The 19,653-nt window shown below is 70.4% G+C and carries 20 protein-coding genes; 4 read left to right on the top strand and 16 right to left on the bottom strand.

What is annotated here, in order from left to right:
- Window positions 1-13 precede the first annotated feature (13 nt).
- From BK819_RS14230 to BK819_RS14205, 6 genes are all read right to left on the bottom strand, one after another.
- Window positions 14-811 carry an SseB family protein gene (locus BK819_RS14230; protein ID WP_071329709.1) on the bottom strand — a complete coding sequence of 266 codons (798 nt, stop codon included), beginning with the start codon at window positions 809-811 and terminating at the stop codon, window positions 14-16.
- Complete coding sequence (priA, locus tag BK819_RS14225; protein WP_025105284.1) at window positions 795-1,541, bottom strand: bifunctional 1-(5-phosphoribosyl)-5-((5-phosphoribosylamino)methylideneamino)imidazole-4-carboxamide isomerase/phosphoribosylanthranilate isomerase PriA; 747 nt, start codon at window positions 1,539-1,541, stop codon at window positions 795-797. The genes BK819_RS14230 and priA overlap by 17 nt, the downstream gene beginning before the upstream one ends.
- Window positions 1,542-1,653: 112 nt before the next feature.
- Window positions 1,654-2,289: an imidazole glycerol phosphate synthase subunit HisH gene (gene hisH, locus BK819_RS14220; protein WP_071329708.1), complete on the bottom strand. Its 636-nt coding sequence runs from the start codon at window positions 2,287-2,289 to the stop codon at window positions 1,654-1,656.
- Window positions 2,286-2,903 (bottom strand): imidazoleglycerol-phosphate dehydratase HisB, encoded by a 618-nt coding sequence (gene hisB, locus BK819_RS14215; RefSeq protein WP_071329707.1) that lies wholly within the window; start codon window positions 2,901-2,903, stop codon window positions 2,286-2,288. The genes hisH and hisB overlap by 4 nt, the downstream gene beginning before the upstream one ends.
- Complete coding sequence (locus BK819_RS14210) at window positions 2,900-3,994, bottom strand: histidinol-phosphate transaminase (RefSeq protein WP_177173848.1); 1,095 nt, start codon at window positions 3,992-3,994, stop codon at window positions 2,900-2,902. Before BK819_RS14210 ends, hisB begins: the two co-directional genes overlap by 4 nt.
- A gap of 79 nt (window positions 3,995-4,073) precedes the next feature.
- The gene (locus BK819_RS14205) at window positions 4,074-4,442 is read right to left on the bottom strand and encodes a LysM peptidoglycan-binding domain-containing protein (protein ID WP_071329705.1); all 369 of its coding nucleotides are present in this window, start codon (window positions 4,440-4,442) and stop codon (window positions 4,074-4,076) included.
- Between the two features lie 283 nt (window positions 4,443-4,725).
- Here BK819_RS14205 and lexA point away from each other — a divergent pair, with 283 nt between their 5' ends.
- Window positions 4,726-5,412: a transcriptional repressor LexA gene (gene lexA / locus BK819_RS14200; protein ID WP_025105289.1), complete on the top strand. Its 687-nt coding sequence runs from the start codon at window positions 4,726-4,728 to the stop codon at window positions 5,410-5,412.
- 79 nt (window positions 5,413-5,491) lie between these two features.
- Here lexA and metE read toward each other — a convergent pair whose 3' ends face one another.
- Window positions 5,492-7,801, bottom strand: a complete 2,310-nt coding sequence (metE, locus tag BK819_RS14195; protein ID WP_071329704.1) for a 5-methyltetrahydropteroyltriglutamate--homocysteine S-methyltransferase — start codon at window positions 7,799-7,801, stop codon at window positions 5,492-5,494.
- 21 nt (window positions 7,802-7,822) lie between these two features.
- Entirely contained in the window at window positions 7,823-8,770 is a 948-nt protein-coding gene (locus BK819_RS14190; RefSeq protein ID WP_071329703.1) for a methylenetetrahydrofolate reductase, read from the bottom strand.
- A gap of 184 nt (window positions 8,771-8,954) precedes the next feature.
- On the opposite strand from BK819_RS14190, the gene BK819_RS14185 reads away from it, so the two are divergent.
- Complete coding sequence (locus tag BK819_RS14185; RefSeq protein WP_071329702.1) at window positions 8,955-10,817, top strand: prolyl oligopeptidase family serine peptidase; 1,863 nt, start codon at window positions 8,955-8,957, stop codon at window positions 10,815-10,817.
- Window positions 10,818-10,827: 10 nt separating this feature from the next.
- On the opposite strand, the gene smpB is transcribed toward BK819_RS14185, so the two are convergent.
- The 3 genes from smpB to ftsE form a co-directional block, all read right to left on the bottom strand.
- Window positions 10,828-11,304 (bottom strand): SsrA-binding protein SmpB, encoded by a 477-nt coding sequence (smpB, locus tag BK819_RS14180; RefSeq protein WP_062636644.1) that lies wholly within the window; start codon window positions 11,302-11,304, stop codon window positions 10,828-10,830.
- Window positions 11,305-11,372: 68 nt separating this feature from the next.
- Window positions 11,373-12,287, bottom strand: a complete 915-nt coding sequence (gene ftsX / locus BK819_RS14175; protein ID WP_071329701.1) for a permease-like cell division protein FtsX — start codon at window positions 12,285-12,287, stop codon at window positions 11,373-11,375.
- Window positions 12,284-13,378 (bottom strand): cell division ATP-binding protein FtsE, encoded by a 1,095-nt coding sequence (gene ftsE, locus BK819_RS14170; RefSeq protein WP_071329700.1) that lies wholly within the window; start codon window positions 13,376-13,378, stop codon window positions 12,284-12,286. The genes ftsX and ftsE overlap by 4 nt, the downstream gene beginning before the upstream one ends.
- Window positions 13,379-13,554: 176 nt before the next feature.
- Here ftsE and BK819_RS17045 point away from each other — a divergent pair, with 176 nt between their 5' ends.
- The gene (locus BK819_RS17045; RefSeq protein ID WP_071329699.1) at window positions 13,555-14,877 is read left to right on the top strand and encodes a DUF2510 domain-containing protein; all 1,323 of its coding nucleotides are present in this window, start codon (window positions 13,555-13,557) and stop codon (window positions 14,875-14,877) included.
- Window positions 14,878-14,943: 66 nt separating this feature from the next.
- Here BK819_RS17045 and prfB read toward each other — a convergent pair whose 3' ends face one another.
- Window positions 14,944-16,053, bottom strand: a complete 1,110-nt coding sequence (prfB, locus tag BK819_RS14160; protein ID WP_025105296.1) for a peptide chain release factor 2 — start codon at window positions 16,051-16,053, stop codon at window positions 14,944-14,946.
- A gap of 122 nt (window positions 16,054-16,175) precedes the next feature.
- On the opposite strand from prfB, the gene BK819_RS14155 reads away from it, so the two are divergent.
- On the top strand, window positions 16,176-17,417 hold the full coding sequence (locus BK819_RS14155) for an MFS transporter (protein ID WP_071329740.1): 1,242 nt from the start codon (window positions 16,176-16,178) through the stop codon (window positions 17,415-17,417).
- A 28-nt stretch (window positions 17,418-17,445) separates the two neighbouring features.
- Here the strand turns inward: BK819_RS14155 and BK819_RS16630 are convergent, their stop codons facing one another.
- The 4 genes from BK819_RS16630 to BK819_RS14145 form a co-directional block, all read right to left on the bottom strand.
- On the bottom strand, window positions 17,446-17,844 hold the full coding sequence (locus BK819_RS16630; protein ID WP_143049317.1) for a hypothetical protein: 399 nt from the start codon (window positions 17,842-17,844) through the stop codon (window positions 17,446-17,448).
- Entirely contained in the window at window positions 17,844-18,443 is a 600-nt protein-coding gene (locus BK819_RS14150; protein WP_143049316.1) for a hypothetical protein, read from the bottom strand. The genes BK819_RS16630 and BK819_RS14150 overlap by 1 nt, the downstream gene beginning before the upstream one ends.
- A 119-nt stretch (window positions 18,444-18,562) precedes the next feature.
- Window positions 18,563-18,976, bottom strand: coding sequence for a hypothetical protein (locus tag BK819_RS16625; RefSeq protein ID WP_143049315.1), 414 nt, complete (start codon window positions 18,974-18,976; stop codon window positions 18,563-18,565).
- A 243-nt stretch (window positions 18,977-19,219) separates the two neighbouring features.
- Window positions 19,220-19,648 (bottom strand): pilus assembly protein TadG-related protein, encoded by a 429-nt coding sequence (locus BK819_RS14145; RefSeq protein WP_256209481.1) that lies wholly within the window; start codon window positions 19,646-19,648, stop codon window positions 19,220-19,222.
- Between the last annotated feature and the right edge of the window lie 5 nt (window positions 19,649-19,653).

The following is a 19,653-nucleotide window of genomic DNA, read 5'->3' as shown; positions in this document are numbered from 1 at the left end:
CCGAAGCTCCGCCTCAGCTGCTGCGGCGGAGTTTGACCGCCAGAGAGTCGGCGAGGACGGCGATGCGGTCGTCCGCGGCCCAGCGCTGGGCGAGCCGGGCGAGCACGGCATCCAGCACCTCGCGCTCCAGTCCGTCGACGAGCTCCAGCACCACGATGAGCTCGGGTCCGCGGAGCCGGGCGTCCGGGTCTCCCGACGCGACCGCAATGTCGATCACGGCGAGTTCGTGGGCGATGCTCTCCCGGAGGGCGGTGACGACCTCCGGAGAGAGGAAGCTCGGCTCCCACGCGTGCCCCTGCGCCACGGCCCAGACGGCGGGGCGGCGGATCACGAACTCGGTGTCGGACGTGGGGTCCAGCACGATGAGGTCGGTGTCCTCCGACGACGCGGCCAGGGCCGCGCGGACGGCCTCGACCGGGATCGGGCGTGCCGACGGATCCCAGCGCTGCATCGTCTCGACCGACGAGAACACCGGCTGGACGCGGCGTCCGTCCGGGGCGGCGACGGTGACGATCGAGAGCTCCTGCGTCTTGTCCACCGCCAGACCGCTGGGGGCCACTCCCTCCTCGCCCTTCTCGGCGATCAGGGGGACGAGCACCCGGGCGGAGCGGAACGCGTCGACGACCTCGGCCTGGCTTCCCTCCCCCGCGCGGAAACGGTGAAGCGCAGCGAGCAGAGCCGGGTCCGCCGAGCCGTCGTCCGCCGCATGCGGGTTCGACTCGAAGCTGCGGCCCTCCCAGGGCACCCCGGCGGAATCGGCCCGGTTGTGCGACTCGGGGCCGCAGGCGTGGGGGTCAGTCTCCGGCGACATCCAGGGCCTCCGCGAGCGTGAAGGCGCCCGCGTACAGAGCCTTGCCGACGATGGCTCCCTCGACGCCCAGGGGCACGAGGTCGCGCAGCGCGGCGATGTCGTCGAGGTTCGAGATGCCACCCGAGGCGACGACCGGCTTCGGCGTGCGCGAGGTCACCTCGCGCAGCAGCTCCAGGTTCGGGCCGCGCAGCGTGCCGTCCTTGGTCACATCGGTCACGACGTAGCGGCTGCAGCCGGCGTCCTCGAGGCGCTCGAGCACCTCCCAGAGGTCGCCGCCCTCCTTCGTCCAGCCGCGCGCGGCGAGCGTCGTGCCACGGACGTCGAGGCCGACGGCGATCGCCTCCCCGAAGCGGCTGATCACGTCGGCCGCCCACTCCGGGTTCTCCAGCGCGGCGGTGCCGAGGTTGATGCGGGCGGCACCGCTCTCCAGAGCTGCCTCCAGGCTCGCGTCGTCCCGGATGCCGCCGGAGAGCTCGACATTGACGTTCTTGAACTGCTTGATGACCTTGCGCAGGATCGGCGCGTTGCTCCCGCGACCGAACGCCGCGTCCAGATCGACGAGGTGGATCCAGGAGGCTCCCTGCGAGACCCACTCCCCGGCGGCGTCCAGCGGGTCGCCGTAGCTCGTCTCGGTCCCGGCCTCCCCCTGCGTGAGACGGACCGCCTTGCCGCCGGCGACGTCGACCGCGGGAAGGAGCGTGAGCGAAGGGGACTGCGCGAAGTCGTTCATGGGGTCCTTGGTTCGGGTGGGTCTGCGGCCCGAGAGGGCACGAGAGACGAGGGTAGTCCGCCGCGAGGCGCGGGACAAACCGCGTGACGCCGGGCGCCGACGCGGCTCGGGGTCAGAGGCTCTGCACCCAGTTCCGGAGCAGCCGGATGCCGGCGTCACCGGACTTCTCCGGGTGGAACTGCGTCGCCGAGAGCGGGCCGTTCTCGACGGCCGCGAGGAAGGGGCCGCCGTAGTCCGCCCACGTGAGCACGGGCTGCGGGAACGGCGGGATCACGTCGAGCTCCCAGGACTGCGCGGCATAGGAGTGCACGAAGTAGAAGCGCTCCTGCTCGATGCCGCGGAACAGGACCGTGTCCTTCCCCGGCTCGACGGTGTTCCAGCCCATGTGCGGCAGCACGGACGCGTTGAGCTCCGTCACGGCGCCCGGCCACTCGCCGAGGCCCGCGGTGTCGTGCCCCCGCTCGACGCCGTGCTCGAAGAGCACCTGCATGCCGACGCAGATGCCGAGCACCGGTCGGCCGCCCGCGAGACGACGGCCGATGATCTCGTCGCCGCCGTGGGCGTGCAGAGCATCCCGCACCGCCTGGAAGGCCCCGACACCGGGCACCACGAACCCGTCTGCCTCAAGCGCCTCGGCGCGGTCGCGCGTGAGGACGGCGTCGGCTCCCGCGGCGACGAGGGCCTTGACCGCGGAGTGGACGTTGCCGGACTCGTAGTCGAAGACGGCGACCCGGGGCGCGGCACTCACAGCGCGCCCTTGGTGGACGGGATGCCGTCGACGAGGGGATCCAGGGCCTTCGCCTGCCGGAACGCCCGCGCGAACGCCTTGAACTCGGCCTCGGCGATGTGGTGCGGGTCGCGCCCGCTCAGCACCCGCACGTGCACGGTCAGCGCGGCGTTGACGGTGATGGCCTCGAAGACGTGCCGTACGAGCGATCCGGTGAAGTGCCCGCCGATCAGGTGGTGCTCGAAGCCTGCGGGCTCCCCCTCGTGCACGAGGTACGGGCGACCGGAGATGTCGACGACCGCCTGTGCGAGCGCCTCGTCCAGGGGCACGAGGGCGTCGCCGTACCGCGAGATGCCGGACTTGTCCCCCAGCGCTGCGAGGATCGCCTGGCCAAGCACGATCGAGACGTCCTCCACGGTGTGGTGGGCATCGATGTGGGTGTCCCCTGAGGCCCGCACGGTGAGATCCGTCAGCGAGTGCTTCGCGAACGCCGTGAGCATGTGGTCGAAGAACGGCACCGACGTGTCGATGCGGCTCGCACCGGTGCCGTCGAGGTTCAGCTCGACCTCGACGGTGGACTCCGACGTGCTGCGCACGCGGCTCGCGGTGCGTGCGGTGGGCGCGGGGATGGTCATGATGCCGATCCTATCGAGGCCAGGGCGTCCAGGAACGCCGTCGTCTCCGCCTCCGTGCCGGCGCTGACGCGCAGGTGGCCGGGGATGCCCACGTCGCGGACGAGCACGCCGCGATCGTACAGCTGCTGCCAGGTCGCCTGCGGATCCGCGACGCCTCCGAACAGCACGAAGTTGGACCACGAGAGGTGCGGCGTGTAGCCGAGCGCTTCGAGCGTCGCCGTGATGCGGTCCCGCTGCTCCACGATCTCCTGCACCATGCCGAGCATGACGTCGGCGTTGCGGAGAGCGGCGACGGCGGCCGCCTGCGTCAAGGCGCTCAGGTGGTACGGCAGCCGGACGAGGCGCAGCGCGTCGATGAACGCCGGATCGGCCGCGAGGTAGCCGACGCGGGCACCGGCGAAGGCGAACGCCTTGCTCATGGTGCGGGAGACGGCGAGCCGCGGCCGTCCTTCCAGGAGGGTGAGGGCCGACGCCGCATCCCGCGGCGCGAACTCCTGGTAGGCCTCGTCGACGATCACGACGCCGCGGGCCGCCTGGTACACGGCCTCCACCACGTCGAGCCCCAGCGGGGTGCCGGTCGGGTTGTTCGGCGAGCAGAGGATCACGATGTCGGGGTCCGCCGCGCGCACCTGCTCCGCCGCCTCCTCCGGGGTGACCGTGTAGTCGGGCTGACGGGTACCGGCGATCCAGGACGCGCCGGTCCCCTTCGCGATGAGCGGGTACATCGAGTACGTGGGAGCGAAGCCGAAGGCCGTGCGCCCCGGTCCGCCGAAGGCCTGGAAGATGTGCTGCAGCACCTCGTTGGATCCGTTGCCCGCCCAGATCTGCTCCGGCGTGAGGCCGTGACCCAGGTAGTCGGCGAACGCCTCCCGCAGCGTCGTGAACTCACGGTCCGGGTACCGGTTCACGTCTCGGATCGCCACGGCGATGTCGTCGAGGATGTCACTGGCGACGTCGTCGGGAACAGGATGCGTGTTCTCGTTGACGTTGAGGGCGACCGGCAGCGGGGCCTGAGGTGCGCCGTACGGGGTGAGTCCGCGCAGATCGTCGCGGAGCGGGAGATCGTTGAGGGAGAAGGTCACCCTTCCCATCTTAAGAGGAGCACGGAGCGCCGAGGTCATCGTGACGATCGGATGGTCACGGACCGGAGGCAGGACCTCGGGCTCCGCGTCAGTCGGTGTACCGTGCCGGGAGCGCGAGCTCCTGACCGACCTGGAGCTCACCGCCGCGCAGGAGGTTCATCCGGCTGATCTCGCCGATGACATCCCGCGGGTCGGCGTCGGGAGCGATGCTGCTCGCGATCGACCAGAGCGTGTCACCGGGCATGACCGTGACGGTCTCGACGGAGACGGCCGGTGCGTCTACACCGGAGGCGATCGCGCTGCCCCCGCCGATGGCGGCGAAGGCGATGCCCGCAGCGAGCGGGACGGAGGCGAGCGCGAGCAGGGTGCGGCGGCCGCGGGCCGTGATCCGCAGCCGGGTGGCCGGACGGGCCGGCGCCGGAAGGGCGGTCGCGGTGCTGAGGCTCATGCTGCTCATGTCTGCTCCTTACTGTCCCGGCGCCGGAGCCCGGGGAGGTTGGCGTAGCTTTCGCATCCGCGACTCGGCCGGGAGCCGTGGATGCGAAGCTACGTTCCGAAGATATCTTCGAGTTCGAACATCTGTCAAGCCGTCTTCGAAACCACGCCCCGCGAATCGGCCGACACGCTCGAACAGATCTTCCAGATCGGCGCTTTTCTCGGATACGGTTTCGATAAGGACACCCCACCACGGGCCACCGACATTCGAAGCGGCACGTCGGATCACGCAGTGAAGGAGCACCATGAGCGACACCTCAGCCCTCGAGTCCGAGGCGCCGCGCACCCGCCGTCGCAAGAGCCTCAGCCCGAAGCAGATGGCGATCCTCGAGGTCATCCAGGCCTCGATCGCGCAGAACGGCTATCCGCCGAGCATGCGCGAGATCGGCGACGCCGTCGGGCTCAAGTCGCTGTCCAGCGTCACCCACCAGCTCGGTCAGCTCGAGCTCAGCGGCTACCTGCGACGCGACCCGGGCAAGACGCGCGCCATGGAGGTCCTCATCGACCTGCCCGGCACCGGCGCGGAGAACCCGGCGGACGTGGCGACCCCCGTGGGCGATGCCGCCCTGGTCCCCCTGGTCGGGCGTATCGCCGCGGGCGTGCCGATCACGGCGGACCAGCAGGTCGAGGAGATCTTCCCGCTCCCCCGGCAGCTCGTCGGCAAGGGCGACCTCTTCATGCTCAAGGTCTCCGGGGAGTCGATGATCGACGCCGCCATCTGCGACGGCGACTGGGTCGTCGTGCGTTCGCAGAACACGGCGGAGAACGGCGAGATCGTGGCCGCCATGCTCGACGGCGAGGCGACCGTCAAGGTGCTGCGCCGTCGCGACGGCCACACGTGGCTGCTGCCCCGCAACTCCGCGTTCGAGCCGATCCTGGGCGACGAGGCGGTCGTGCTCGGCAAGGTCGTCGCGGTCATGCGCGCGGTCTGAGACGCCGTATCGTCGGAGACGACGACGAAGGCCCTCCCGGTGCGCCGGGAGGGCCTTCGTGTGTCCGGGGACGACCGCGTCAGGCGGTGACCACCACGTCCTCGCGCACCCGTCGGGTCGCCTCGACGATGTTCCGCAGCGACGCCGTGGTCTCGGCGTAGCCGCGGGTCTTCAGACCGCAGTCCGGGTTCACCCAGAGCTGCCGGAGCGGGATCTCGTCGACCGCACGCCGGAGCAGGGACTCGACCTCCTCCACGGTGGGCACGCGCGGCGAGTGGATGTCGTACACGCCGGGGCCGATGCCGTGGTCGAAGCCCACCTCGGCGATGTCCGCGACGACCTCCATGCGGCTCCGGGCCGCCTCGATGGAGGTCACGTCCGCGTCGAGCGCACGGATCGCGTCGATCACGACGCCGAACTCCGAGTAACAGAGGTGGGTGTGCACCTGCGTGGCCGGTGCCGCGCCGCCCGTGGCCAGTCGGAACGACGCGACCGACCAGTCGAGGTACGCCGGCTGGTCGGCCTGCTTCAGCGGGAGCAGCTCCCGGAGCGCCGGCTCGTCGACCTGGATCACCTGGATGCCCGCGGCCTCCAGGTCGGCGATCTCATCGCGGAGCGCCAGCGCCACCTGGTTCGCGGTCACGCCCAGCGGCTGGTCGTCGCGGACGAAGGACCACGCGAGGATCGTGACGGGGCCCGTGAGCATCCCCTTCATGTGCTTCGCCGTGAGCGACTGGGCGTACGCCGACCAGGCGACCGTGATGGGCGCGGGACGCGAGACGTCGCCCCAGAGGATCGACGGGCGCGTGGCTCGCGAGCCGTACGACTGCACCCAGCCGTGCTGCGTGACCGCGAAGCCGTCGAGGTGCTCCGCGAAGTACTGCACCATGTCATTGCGCTCCGGCTCACCGTGCACGAGGACGTCGAGACCGAGGTCCTCCTGCAGGGAGACGACCGCGGCGACCTCACGGCGCAGGAACTCCTCGTAGTCGTCCTCGGGGATCTCGCCACGGAGGAACTGGGCGCGCGCGCGACGGATGTCGCCGGTCTGCGGGAAGGAGCCGATCGTCGTCAGGGGCAGCGCCGGCAGGCCGAGGGCGTTCTGCGCCTCCTCCCGCTCCTGGTACGGGGCTCGGGCGAAGTCGGCGTCGCTCAACGCACGGGCACGCACCTCGCCGTCGCGCACGCCGGGAGCGGTCAGGCGGTCCTGCAGCGCGGCGGTCGCGGCGTCCAGCTCGGCCGCGATCGCCGTGCGCCCTGCGGACAGGCCGCGGGCGAGAGTCACGACCTGCTGCACCTTCTGGTCCGCGAACGCGAGCCACGAGACGAGACGCTCGTCGAGCGCGGTCTCGTCGTCCACATCGTGCGGCACGTGCAGCAGCGAGGTCGAGGTCGATGCCGACACCGGGGCCCCGAGCGCACGGAGCGCCTCCAGAGAGTCGAACGCCGCGGAGAGGTCGCCACGCCAGATGTTGTGACCGTCGATCACACCGCCGACGAGGGTCTTGCCCTCGAGGCCCGGCACCGCGTCGGGCACGGTGCCGCGCACGAGATCCACGGCGATGGCCTCGACGGGGGCGGCGGCCACGGTCGCGAACGTCGCGCCGAGGCTCGCGTACGGCGCCGCGACGAGGATCGAGGGCCGCTCTTCGGCGTTCCCGAGCACCGCGAGCGCGCGCTCCGCGGCGGAGGCGAGCTGCGCGGGCGTCGCCGGCAGCGACTCACTCACGAGGGCGGGCTCGTCGAGCTGCACCCACTCGGCGCCCGCGGCGCGCAGACGGACGAGCAGATCGACGTAGACCGGCAGCACGTCCTCCAGCCGCGAGAGCGGCTCGAAGCCCTCCGGAGCGTCGTCCGACGCCTTCGCGAGCGCCAGCAGGGTGACCGGCCCGACGACCACGGGACGCGTGACGAAGCCGGCGGCGACGGCCTCGGCGACCTCGCGCACCAGGCGGTCGCTGGCGAGGGAGAACACCGTCTCCGGCCCGATCTCCGGCACGAGGTAGTGGTAGTTCGAGTCGAACCACTTCGTCATCTCCAGCGGCGCGCGCTCGCCCTCGCCCCGGGCGACGGTGAACAGCGCGGGCAGGCCGATCGTGCCGTCCGCCTCGCGGAGGTCGTCGAAGCGGGCGGGGATCGCGCCGACCGTGACGGCGGCGTCGAGGACCTGGTCGTAGAAGGAGAAGGACTCCGGGATGGACGAGTCCGTGCGGCCGAGGCCGAGCTCCGCCAGGCGCTCGCGGGTCGCCGCGCGCAGCTCCGCGGCCGTCCGCTCCAGCTCCTGCTCGTCGATGCGGCCGGCCCAGAACGCCTCGACGGCCTTCTTGAGCTCGCGGCGACGGCCGATGCGGGGGTAGCCGAGGATGGTGCCCTCGGGGAATGCGGTCATGGTGTTTCCTTTCGGCGGGGACTAGTGCCGGAGCGCCGGGACGATGCCGGCTTCGGCGAGGACGGTCAGGACGGTCTCGTGCTGGTTGAAGGCGTACAGATGCACGCCGGGGGCCCCGCCGGCGACGACGTCGGCGGCGAGGCGCGCGGCCCAGGAGATCCCGATCTCCCGCCGCCCTTCGGCGGTCGGCTCGACATCGAGGGCGACCGAGAGCTCGCTGGGCAGGTCCTCCCCGGTCAGCTCCAGCACCCGGGCCAGCCGGGCCGGCGACGTGATCGGCATGATGCCGGGGAGGATCGGGATGGTGACGCCTCCGGCGCGGGCGCGCTCCACGAAGGCGAGGTAGTCATCGGGGTGGAAGAAGAGCTGCGTGATGGCGAAGGTCGCCCCCGCGGCCTGCTTGGCGAGCAGCGCCTCGACATCCTGCGTGCGGTGCGTGGCCCGGGGGTGCCCCTTCGGGAACGCGGCCACCGCGATGTCGACCTTCTGCCGCGGGGCGACGAGTGCGGCCCCGGGGAGACCGGGGACCGGAGACTCCTGGTACGGCGCGCGCTCGGCCTGCACGCGATCGATGAGCTGCACGAGCTGGGCGGCGCTCTCCAGGTCCCCCAGGAAGGGCTCGCTCTGTCCCGCGGGCGGGTCTCCGCGCAGGGCGAGGAAGCGGAGGATCCCGGCGTCGAGGAACTCCCGGATGAGCGCGGTGGCTCCGGCGTAGGTGTTGCCGACGCAGGTGAGATGAGCGAGGGGTTCGACGTCGGTGTGCTCCCGGATGAAGCGCAGCACATCGAGCGAGCGGCCGCCGGTCGAGCCGCCGGCGCCGTAGGTCACCGACAGGAACTCCGGGCCGGCCGCGGCGAGACGACGGACGGTCTCGTGCAGGGCCTCCTGGCTCGACTCCGAGCGCGGCGGGTAGAGCTCGAAGGAGAACGGCACGCGGGAGGCGCGGGAGGCGTCGAACGTGGAAGACATCTTCTCTCCAGGGGACAGGGGCCGGGGTCCGCGCACGACGAAGAGCACGTCGTTCGCGGGCGGGTGCCGGGCTCGGCTGTCGCTCCACGCCCGGGATGAACCGGGCGTTTCCAGAAACCTAGAACACGCCCTCGGCCCGCCGCACGAGTGTGACGTCGTGTGTCACCGCCCGTAGGCTCGAGGCATGTCCTCACCGTTCGGCTCCTGGTCCTCCCCCTTCACCGCCGCAGCCGTCGCAGGAGCAGCACCGCGCATCGACGGGGCCCGCTTCGTGGGCGACGAGGTGTGGTGGGCCGAGTCCGTGCCGGCTGAGGGCGGCCGCGTCACGGTGCGCAGCTCGACGGGCGCGGAGATCCTCCCGGCTCCCTGGAACGCCCGCTCCCGCGTGCACGAGTACGGGGGCGGTGCCTGGACCGTCGATGGCGACACCCTGTACTTCGTCTCCGGCGCCGACCAGCGCGTGCACCGGATGGATCGGGGTTCCGAGCCGAGCCCCCTCACCGCCGCCGGCCCGTCGTACGGCGGGCTGCGCGTGCAGAGCGGCCGGCTGCTGGCCGTCCGGGAAGACCTCTCGACAGACCCGCACCGCCGCGCGATCGTGGAGATCCCCGCGGACGGTTCAGCCGCCGAGGATGCCTCCGCCATCCGGGTGATCGTCGAGGGTCCCGGCTTCTTCGCCCACCCCGCGCTCTCGCCCGACGGCAGCCGCGTCGCCTGGGTCGAATGGCAGGCGGACAGCATGCCCTGGGAGAGCGCCACGCTCGCGATCGGATCAGCGGCCGGCCGGGCGATCACCCGGGTCCCCACCTCCGCCGCCCTCCAGCCGGAATGGGCCGGCGACGACGCGCTCGTGTTCGCCGATGATTCCTCGGGACGCTGGCAGCTCCAGCACCTCGCGCTCGACGGACTCCAGCCCGGTGCCTCCCGTCCGCTCACTTCCTCCGACGCGGACACCGGCTACGGCCTGTGGGTGCTCGGCAACCGCTGGTTCCAGCCGCTGGCGGACGGCCGCCTCGTGGCCGTCCGCACCGACGGCCGCGACGAGGTGCAGCTCGTGTCCGCGGACGGCGAGACGCGCGTGATCGCGGTCCCGGCCGACGGGCACCTCAGCGTGGACGACGTCTCGGGCTCACGCGTCCTGCTCAGCGGAGACGGCTCGCGCGTGACCTCGGGCATCTGGTGCGTCGACGTGGACAGCGGTGCCGTCGAGACCGTCACCGGCGGCGCTCCGGTCGACGAGGACTGGATGCCGGCGGCCCAGCAGCTCGTCGTGGAAGGTGCGCACGGGCCCGTGCACGCCTTCGCCTATCCGCCTGCCGCGCCCGGAGAGCCCCGGGGCGCCGACGGCGAGCTCCCGCCCTACATCGTGCTCGTGCACGGCGGGCCGACCGCCCACGTCACGGGAGCGGCCTCCGCCTCGATCGCGTTCTTCACGAGCCGGGGAATCGGGGTCCTCGACGTGAACTACGGCGGGTCCACCGGTTACGGCCGGGCGTACCGCGACCGCCTGCAGGGGCAGTGGGGCGTCGTCGACGTGGACGACGTGATCGCGGCCGCCCGCGGGCTCGCCGACGCCGGGCTCGCCGACCCCGCGCGCATCGCCATCCGCGGCGGCTCGGCCGGCGGTTGGACGGTGCTCTCGGCGCTCGTGCGCGGCGGGACGTTCGCCGCCGGCATCAGTCGCTACGGCGTCGCGGATCTGCGGATGCTCGCCGCCGAGACCCATGACTTCGAGGCGTCGTACCTCGACGGCCTCGTCGGTCCGCTCCCCGCTGCCGAGCACGTATACATCGAGCGCTCGCCCCTGACCCACGCCGAGCGCATCGACGTGCCGGTGCTGCTGCTGCAGGGCGGGGAGGACCGCGTCGTGCCGCCGTCCCAGTCCGAGGCCATCCGCGACGCGCTGGCGGCGAACGGCATCGACCACGAGTACGTGCTGTACCCGGGCGAAGGTCACGGGTTCCGCAGCGCGGAGACCATCGTCGACGCGCTGGAACGCGAGCTCGCGTTCCTCGGCCGGGTGTTCGGCTTCACGCCGAGCCTCTGAGCCGGGGAGGCTACTCGCCCACCCGGTTGCGCAGCCGCATCGCCCGCTCGGCCTCACGGGTGTCCTGGCGTTCGCGGAGGGTCTGCCGCTTGTCGTACTCGCGCTTGCCCTTCGCGAGAGCGATCTCGACCTTGGCGCGGCCGTCGGAAAAGTACAGCTTGAGCGGGATCAGCGTGTACCCGCCTGCGGAGACGGCGTGGGCGAGCTTCGCGATCTCCTCCCGATGGAGCAGGAGCTTGCGGATGCGCTTGGCCGAGTGGTTCGTCCAGTGCCCCTGCGAGTACTCCGGGATGTGCACGGCGTCGAGGAAGACCTCGTTGCCCTTCACGAAAGCGTAGCCGTCGCTGAGGTTCGCGCGCCCCTGACGGAGCGACTTCACCTCGGTGCCCGTGAGCACCATGCCCGCCTCGTACGACTTCTCGATGGTGTAGTCGTGACGCGCGCGACGATTGGTCGCGATGACCTTCTCCCCGCGTTCCCTGGGCATGATGATCTCCTGTGCTGTGGTGCCGTGGACGGCTCGGCGGCGGATCTGCCGAGCAGCCTTTCAGGGTATCAGGTGCGAAGCCACCGTCGGATCGCGAAGCCGGCCGACAGCGCCGCGAGCACGACACCGATCCCGACGAGGACCGGGACCACGAGGGCCGCGTCCTGCATGGTCACCCAGGTGGTGATGAAAGGCACGCGCCCGCGCAGGTAGCCGTTCACGCCGAAGTGCATGCCGGCGACGACCGCCGCGCTCGCGAGGGCCGAGCCCAGGAGCGCGGCGAACACGCCCTCCAGCACGAACGGCGTCTGGATGAAGCGGTTCGAGGCGCCGACGAGCCGCATGATCCCGATCTCCTTGCGCCGCGCATAGGCGGACAGGCGGATGGTCGTGGCGATCAGCAGCGTCGCGGCGATGAGCATGAGGACCGCGATGCCGACGGCGATGTACGTCGCCACCGTCAGCGCGGAGAAGAGCGGTTCGAGGTATTGGAGCTGGTCCTGCACCTGTTCCACTCCGGCCTGCCCGCTGAACGCCTCGGCGAGCACCTGCGACTGGCCCGGGTCCTTCATCGTGACGAAGAAGACCTCGAACGCCTGGTCGGGCGAGAGCACGCTGGCCTGCTCCTCCCCCACCTGCTCGACGAGCTTGGCGTACGTCTCCTCCTTCGTGTCGAAGGTCATGGAGCTGATGAGCGGCGACAGCGCGTCGCCCTCGAGCTGGGCACGCACCGCGGCGACCTGCTCCTCGCTCGCCGCACCGTCCACGCAGGTGTCCGACTCCGACACTGCAGAGCACATGTACACCGCCACCTGGGCGCGCTCGGCCCAATAGCCGCGCATGACGCCGATCTGGGACTGCATGAGGATTGCGGCGCCGACGAACGTGAGCGACACGAACGTGACGAGCACGACGGAGATCACCATCGAGATGTTGCGCCGCAGGCCGACGAGGGCCTCGGTCAGGATCAGGCCGATTCTCATGAGGTCGGGCCCACTTCCTCGTCGTCCTGGTCCGACAGGCCGAGGCGGTCCGCGACGCCGAGCTCGGCGACGTCCACCTCCGGGATCACGATCGGGTGCGTCCGCGGACCCGCGGGCGCCGGGCGCGCGGCGGCAGGCTGCGGCTGCACGACGTCCGGCGGTTCGACCACGCCAGGCTCCCGCACAGGCTCCGGGGGCTCGACCACCTGCGGGGTCGCGTCGGCAGCGGGCCTGGTGACCGCGGGAGATGCGGCGGCGGCCCGGCGCTGGGCATCCAGCTCCTCGGCCAGCGCGGCGCGGACCACGGAGAGGTCGGCGGTCTGGCGCTGCACCTCCTGTACGGCTGTGAGGGCGGCGGCGGCAGCGGCTCCGCGGACCTCCTCCGGCACCAGGCGCGGGATGTTCGAGGTGTCGCCGTATCCGCCGTGCACCTCGTCGCGGACCATCTCGCCGTCGCGGAGCTCGATCACGCGGCGGCGCATCTGATCGACGAAGCCGGCCTCGTGGGTGGCCATCAGCACCGTCGTGCCTCCCGCGTTGATCCGCGCGAGGAGCTGCATGATGTCGACCGAGGTCGCCGGGTCGAGGTTTCCGGTGGGCTCGTCCGCGAGCAGCACCTGCGGGCGGTTGACGAGCGCCCGGGCGATCGCGACACGCTGCTGCTCGCCGCCGGAGAGCTCGTGCGGCATGCGCTTCTCCTTGCCGTCGAGTCCGACGAGGGCGAGCGCCTCGGGAACGGCCTGCTGGATGAAGCCGCGGGACGAGCCGGTGACCTGCAGCGTGAAGGCGACGTTCTGGTAGACCGTCTTGGACGGCAGCAGCCGGAAGTCCTGGAACACCGAGCCGATGTGCCGACGGAAGTACGGCACCTTCCGGTTCGCCAGAGCCCGCAGATCGCGGCCGAGGACGGCGACGCGACCCGTCGTGGGCACATCCTCGCGCAGGATGAGGCGCAGACAGGAGGATTTGCCGGAGCCGGAGGCACCGACGAGGAAGACGAACTCCCCACGCTGCACCTCGAAGTCGACACCGGACAGGGCGGGCTTCGACGTCCCGCGGTAGCGTTTCGTGACGTTCTCGAACCGAATCATGGCGATTCGAGCCTAAGCGCGCCACGGGCCCCGCCTCGGCACGACACCCCGCCGCGCAGGAGGCCGCTCCGCTCCTCCGCCGTGGTCGCAGGCCCACCGATGTCGTCGCCCGCTGCTATACATGGAGTGTCGATTCGCGTCCACCGCGCGCGAGCGCACACACGGAGGGGACCCCCATGACGACACCTGCCGGCTGGTACGACGACGGTTCCGGGCGCCTGCGCTGGTGGGACGGCCAGCAGTGGACGGAGCACTTCGCGCCGGAGACGTCCGCGACGACAGAGCCGACCGCTGCGACGACCGACGAAGCGGTCGCAGAGGACCTCCCCCCCGACACCACAGCCGAGGCGCCCGACAGTGCGCCCCTGGCGGAGGAGGCGGCTTCGTCCGCCGAGCCCTCCGCCACCGTCGCGGCCGAGCGCGAGATCGCCCCGGACGAGCCCGCGACCGACTTCGTCGTCTCCCCCGAGCCCGCACAGGACTGGACGGCACCCGCCTCCGGCGCGCACGATCTCCCCGGTGCGGCACCGGTCGTCCCGCCGGTGGGCGCCGATGGCGGAGCCGCGACCTATCCTCCCGCCGCTCCCGGCGCGAATGCGTACCAGGCTCATGGCGGGTACCCGGCCCCGGGCGCATACCCGAGCACGCAGGGCGTCGGCGGCTACCCGGGGCAGGCCCCCGCTGGTCAGGGTGCATATCCCGGACAGAACGCCTACCCCGGACAGGCGCCGTACCCTGGCCAGGCGCCGGCCCCCGTCGGGCCGAAGAAGACGTCGGTGCTCGGCCTCGTCGGCCTCGGGATCGCCGCGCTCGGCCTCATCCTCGCCTTCATCCCCCTGACGCTTCCGTTCGCCTGGGTCCTCCTGGCGGCCGGATTCATCGTCTCCCTCATCTCGCTGTTCCTGAAGGGCACCAAGTGGCCGGGGATCACCGGTCTCGGGGTTTCCGTGCTCGGCGGGATCGTCGCGATCGTCGTGAGCATCCTCTTCGTCGTGTCCGTCGCGAACAACGTGCGCCCGGTCCCGCTTCCCGACTACGACGAGGGCACGAGCCAGAGCCCGGCGCCGGAGACCGATGACACCGGCGACTCGGGCACGGGGGAGGTCGCCGAGGGCACGCTCGGCGAGCCGGTCGCCGTGCCGCAGATCGAGGGCACCGCCGAGGTCACGATCCGCTCGGCCACGTACGGACCGAGCAACGGCTCGGACTTCGAGGCGAACAACGGCGGCTACCTGGTGATCGACGTCGCCTGGGAGACGCTCGACGGGACGACGTACGTCAACCCCCTCTACTTCTCCGTCGAGACGGCCGATGGTACCGAGGGCGACTACGACATCTTCGGCGACGCGACGCTGGAGTCCAGCCAGCAGAAGGCCGGCTCCACGACGGAGGGGACGGTGTCGTTCGACGTCGCCGAGAGCCCGTCCTACGTGATCGTCATCACGGACGAGATGCTGCAGGAGGTCGCCAGGGTGACGGTCGAGGCGTCGGCACGCTGACCCAGCCTCACCACACGACGAAGGCCCCGGGAGCTCCCGGGGCCTTCGTCGTGTGGGTGTGAGCCCTCAGTCCTCGTCTTTGCGCTTGCGCCAGCGGATGCCCGCCGAGATGAAGTCGTCGAGATCGCCGTCGAACACGGCGGCCGGGTTGCCGGATTCCTGGCCCGTGCGGAGGTCCTTCACGAGCTGCTGGCCGTAGAGGAAGTAGGAGCGCATCTGGTCGCCCCAGCTCGCGGTGATGTTGCCCGCGAGCTCCTTCTTCTTGGCGGCCTCCTGCTCCTTCTGCAGCAGGAGGAGGCGGTTCTGCAGCACCCGCATGGCCGCAGCGCGGTTCTGGATCTGCGACTTCTCGTTCTGCATCGACACGACGATGCCGGTCGGGAGATGCGTGATGCGCACGGCGGAGTCGGTCGTGTTGACGGACTGGCCACCGGGGCCGGAAGAGCGGAAGACGTCGACCCGGATGTCGCTCTCGGGGATGTCGACCTCGGTCGCCTCCTCCATGAGCGGGATGACCTCGACGGCGGCGAACGACGTCTGGCGCTTGTCCGCGGAGCCGAACGGACTGATGCGGGCGAGGCGATGCGTGCCCGCCTCGACCGAGATCGTGCCGAAGGCGTACGGCGCGTCGATCTCGAAGGTCGCCGACTTGATGCCCGCGCCCTCCGCGTACGAGGTGTCCATGACCTTCACGGGGTACTTGTGCCGCTCCGCCCAGCGCAGGTACATGCGCATGAGCATCTCGGCGAAGTCGGTGGCGTCGTCGCCGCCCGCGCCGGAGCGGATGGTGACGATGGCGCTGCGCTCGTCGTACTCGCCGTCGAGCAGCGTCTGCACCTCGAGCTGGTTGATGAGGTCGGTGAGCGTCTGGAGCTCCTTGCGCGCCTCGATCGCCGACTCCTCGTCGCCCATCTCGTTCGCCAGGTCGACGAGCACCTCGAGATCGTCGAGGCGCTGGGCGATGCCGGTGATGCGGGCGAGCTCCGACTGACGGTGGCTCAGCGCGCTGGTGACCTTCTGGGCGTTCTCGGTGTCGTCCCAGAGGTCGGGCGCACCGGCCTCCTCGCTGAGACGCGCGATGTCCTCGCGGAGACGGTTGACATCGACGACCTCGCTGATGTCGCCGAAGGTGTGCCTGAGCGCCTGGATTTCGGCGGAGAGATCTAGTTCGAGCATGACACCTCAGCCTAACGTGCCGCCCGTGCGCGCGGGGACGGGCATGTCCAGGGCCGTGCGCCGACCGGAGTAGCGTGAAGGACGTGAGCAGCGCATCCACGGTCCTCCGCCAGTTCGGACCGATGGTGTACCTGCCGACCGTCCTCTTCTCCCTCGGTGAAGGTGCCGTCATCCCGCTCATCCCGGTGATCGCCGCGTCCATGGGCGCCGACGTCGCCTTCGCGGCCCTCGTCGCCTCGGCGCTCGTGGTCGGTCAACTCTGCGGCAACCTCCCGGCCGGCTGGGCCGTGGGCCGCATCGGCGAGCGCTTCACGATGGTGATCGCGGGCGTCATCGCCATCCTCGCCGCCGTCGGCATGGTGTTCGCGCCGTCGCTCGGGGTGCTCGCAGCGTCCGTATTCCTCCTGGGCCTGTGCGCCGCGGCGTTCGGGCTCGCTCGGCACGCGTTCATGACCACGCGGGTGCCGCTGGCGTTCCGCGCCCGCTCGCTCTCCCTGTTGGGCGGCAGCTTCCGTCTGGGCATCTTCATCGGCCCGTTCATCTCCGCCGGCCTCCTGCAGCTCTTCGGCACCGAGGCCGCGGCGATCTGGTTCTTCCTCGCCTGCCTCGTCGTCATGGTCGCGCTCGTGCTCTTCGGACCGGATCCGGAGAAGACGGTCGCCCCGCTGCGGACGACGATCCGGTTCGCCGAGGACAGCGGAGAGGCGGTGACCGGGTCGATCCCCACCGTCGAGCGGGCCGGCATCTTCCAGACGATGTGGCGGCAGCGCGGAGTGCTCGGTCGGCTCGGACTCGCTGCGGCCTCGCTGTCCGCGGTGCGGTCGGCACGGCAGGTCGTCCTGCCGCTGTGGGGCCTTTCGCTGGGTCTCGACGCATCGACCATCGCCCTCGTCGTCGGCGTGTCCGGAGCCATCGACTTCGCCCTCTTCTATGCCAGCGGCCAGGTGATGGACCGCTTCGGCCGGCTCTGGGCGGCCATGCCCGCGATGGTGCTGATGGGCGCCGGGTTCCTCGCCCTGTCGGTCACGCACGACCTCGACTCCGCGGTGCTCTGGTTCGGCATGTTCGCCGCGGTCCTCGGCGTCGGCAACGGGCTGTCGAGCGGCATCCTCCTCACGCTCGGTGCGGATGTCGCCCCGAAGCACGACCCCGCCGCGTTCCTCGGGTCGTGGCGCACGCTGACCGATGCCGGCGGCGCGGTCGCTCCGCTCCTCGTCTCGGGCATCACCGCGGTCGCGTCCCTGTCGTTCGCCGCGGGAGCCATGGGCCTGATCGGACTCGTCGGCGCCGCCGGGTTCCTCCGCTGGATCCCCCGATTCGTCCCCCGGACGCCCCCGCGCATGCCGGACCCGGCCGACGACTGAGCAGTCGGGAAGACCCGCGCTTCGCGCCTTATGAAGACCGGTACACGTTTCGAGAGACCGGTGCTGCATCTGTCGGGACGGCGCCGCCGTCCGGGACTATCCAATACGTCTCCTCTCCGAGGGCATAGGTGCCGCCGCTCCCGCACGCGCTGAACCAGCGTTCGGTGGAGTAACTCAAGAAACAGACCGGATGCTCTTTGCCTTTCGCCAGCCATACGTCCGCATCAGCGCTCGCACCTACCCATCGTGCGCTGTTTATCTCGAACCCTTCGAGCGCGTTCTCAGGAAGATTCGTCGGCAGTTCTATGCCTGCCACATCCGGGGATGTGAGGTCGGAGAAGCCTCCGGCAGAGCCTGAACACCCGCTCGTCGCCACAACCATCAGCGCAGTCGCGGGAGCGAGAACGAGCCTCGAGATCTTCACCATCAGTCAGTCGACCTCTTCTCGAGCCTCTTGGTTGCCGGCACCGTCGATGGATCAAAGACGAAGGTGATGCCAACCGCATTGACGGCCGACTCATCCGATGGCTGACTGAAAGGGATCACGTACTGCAGGCGGGGATCGAGGGCTGAAGCGTCCGCGATCAGCAAATTTGGGGACACCTCATCCCACACCCGCGTCGCTTCTGCTTCGGCGCGATCCGGAAGCTCCGCAGCGGTCTTCACGAGGTTTACTCGCATCTCGTCCGGCGCGGCGATGTCAGGCAACACCAATGCCACAATTGCCCGATAGCCGTCCGATGCGGGGTCCCCCGCGAGGGACCAGGCCATGCCCTTCTGCTGCAATCGCTCCGGACTGGTGCAGGCCACCGCCGACACGTCCTGTACGAAGTCCGTGATCAGACAGACATCGCCACCCTCTTTCGTACCCATCCAATATGAAGACACCTCGTCCTGACCTAGTAGACGGATACTCGTCGAATCGACGGTCTCATCCAGTTCCTCAAGGTCGATACCAGCCGGGAGCACGTCAGTGGGCCTCTCTACGCTCCCCAGCCTGTCGATCACCGCAGCAGCGGCTGCCATCCGTGGACCTCGCGCCACCGGGGCGCCGCCCTGGGTGGTGACGCCTAGTCCAACGCCGACGATCGCAGCTGCCGCTATCGCCGCTCCAGTGACCACTCGCACGCGACGTGACCCGGAGCTCAATTGGTGTACGCGCATGAAACGCCGATCTTCTGGCTCTTCGGGATGTTCCCTTCCGGGTAGTCCCACCAGCAGTTGCTGAAAGCTCTCGAGACCTTCGCATGACTGAAGCTTGTGGAGTGCCCGTCCACGACAGAACTAGCGATCTGGCCCTGCCAGGAGTAGGTATTGACCAGATGGAAGCGCATATAGTTCGATGCCGCCCCGCCGCGAGCGCCGTTGAGGGTCACCTGCCGGGAGAGTGCAGGCTGGCCTTCGGATCTCGCCACACCCGAGGCATACCACCGGTCGGCCGCGAAGGCAGCAGTCGGTACGGCAACGAATCCGAGCACGAGCGCCAATAGGGCTGCAATCACCGCGTTTCGCACCCCGTTGTTGCGTCGTCCGCGCGGTCTCACTTCTCTTGCATTCACGTTCGGGACCTTTCGACAACGATGCATGCGCGCGCTGCGCTCCGGCTCATCTGAGCAAGCGCGACTTCTGATACCGAATGTTATGCACATGAAGTGTTTCACGCCTCACATGACCACAACTTTTGTCCGTTTCATATCAGTATTCCTCGTCTGCTGCACTGGTCCCTGACGCCTCCTCCGACGCAGACATCGCGGACGATCGAGAGGCCTCGTCGGGCAGACGGCGAACGCTCGGCGTGCGACTCAGCGCAGCGCCGTCCGGCTCGTGGCCGTCGCCTGCAGCGTCACCCCGTCCGGCACGAACGGCGAGAGCAGCGGCGGGTGCCAGGTCGCCGCGACGGTGATGCGCGCGCTCACACCGTCCGGGGTTCCCGCATCGACGACGGTCGCCTCGAACCCCGCTCCGAGGACGAGCGGCAGCGCCTGCTCGGCCACCCCCGCGTCGGTGAGCGTCGCCCGGGGCACCTCCCCCTCCACCTGCAGCGTGAAGCCGTCCGCTCCGGCGAGCGCCGCCGCATCGGCGAGACCGTCCAGCCGCTTCTGGGCGATGTAGAGGTCGGTGGCGCAGACGCACACGAAGAGCACCGCGAGCGCAAGGACGAGGTAGCCGAGCACGAGCAGCAGCACGCTCCCGTCGTCGTCGCCCTCTCCGTGCTGCTTCAGGGCCGGCACGCGTC

It is taken from the genome of Microbacterium sp. LCT-H2, from assembly GCF_001866135.1.
Classification (GTDB): Bacteria; Actinomycetota; Actinomycetes; order Actinomycetales; family Microbacteriaceae; genus Microbacterium.
The sequence above is the reverse complement of the archived record's forward strand: the minus strand, read 5'-3'. Positions and strand labels throughout refer to the sequence as shown.

What these genes read in the sequence shown, in the direction of transcription:
- BK819_RS14150 (WP_143049316.1), bottom strand. Translation starts at nt 18,443, where the DNA reads ATGGCAGCCGCTGCTGCGGTGATCGACAGGCTGGGGAGCGTAGAGAGG.
- prfB (WP_025105296.1), bottom strand. Translation starts at nt 16,053, where the DNA reads ATGCTCGAACTAGATCTCTCCGCCGAAATCCAGGCGCTCAGGCACACC.
- ftsX (WP_071329701.1), bottom strand. Translation starts at nt 12,287, where the DNA reads ATGAGAATCGGCCTGATCCTGACCGAGGCCCTCGTCGGCCTGCGGCGC.
- priA (WP_025105284.1), bottom strand. Translation starts at nt 1,541, where the DNA reads ATGAACGACTTCGCGCAGTCCCCTTCGCTCACGCTCCTTCCCGCGGTC.
- smpB (WP_062636644.1), bottom strand. Translation starts at nt 11,304, where the DNA reads ATGCCCAGGGAACGCGGGGAGAAGGTCATCGCGACCAATCGTCGCGCG.
- lexA (WP_025105289.1), top strand. Translation starts at nt 4,726, where the DNA reads ATGAGCGACACCTCAGCCCTCGAGTCCGAGGCGCCGCGCACCCGCCGT.
- BK819_RS14155 (WP_071329740.1), top strand. Translation starts at nt 16,176, where the DNA reads ATGGTGTACCTGCCGACCGTCCTCTTCTCCCTCGGTGAAGGTGCCGTC.
- BK819_RS14205 (WP_071329705.1), bottom strand. Translation starts at nt 4,442, where the DNA reads ATGAGCAGCATGAGCCTCAGCACCGCGACCGCCCTTCCGGCGCCGGCC.
- BK819_RS14230 (WP_071329709.1), bottom strand. Translation starts at nt 811, where the DNA reads ATGTCGCCGGAGACTGACCCCCACGCCTGCGGCCCCGAGTCGCACAAC.
- ftsE (WP_071329700.1), bottom strand. Translation starts at nt 13,378, where the DNA reads ATGATTCGGTTCGAGAACGTCACGAAACGCTACCGCGGGACGTCGAAG.
- BK819_RS14190 (WP_071329703.1), bottom strand. Translation starts at nt 8,770, where the DNA reads ATGTCTTCCACGTTCGACGCCTCCCGCGCCTCCCGCGTGCCGTTCTCC.
- metE (WP_071329704.1), bottom strand. Translation starts at nt 7,801, where the DNA reads ATGACCGCATTCCCCGAGGGCACCATCCTCGGCTACCCCCGCATCGGC.
- BK819_RS17045 (WP_071329699.1), top strand. Translation starts at nt 13,555, where the DNA reads ATGACGACACCTGCCGGCTGGTACGACGACGGTTCCGGGCGCCTGCGC.
- hisB (WP_071329707.1), bottom strand. Translation starts at nt 2,903, where the DNA reads ATGACCATCCCCGCGCCCACCGCACGCACCGCGAGCCGCGTGCGCAGC.
- BK819_RS16630 (WP_143049317.1), bottom strand. Translation starts at nt 17,844, where the DNA reads ATGGTGAAGATCTCGAGGCTCGTTCTCGCTCCCGCGACTGCGCTGATG.
- BK819_RS14210 (WP_177173848.1), bottom strand. Translation starts at nt 3,994, where the DNA reads ATGGGAAGGGTGACCTTCTCCCTCAACGATCTCCCGCTCCGCGACGAT.
- BK819_RS14185 (WP_071329702.1), top strand. Translation starts at nt 8,955, where the DNA reads ATGTCCTCACCGTTCGGCTCCTGGTCCTCCCCCTTCACCGCCGCAGCC.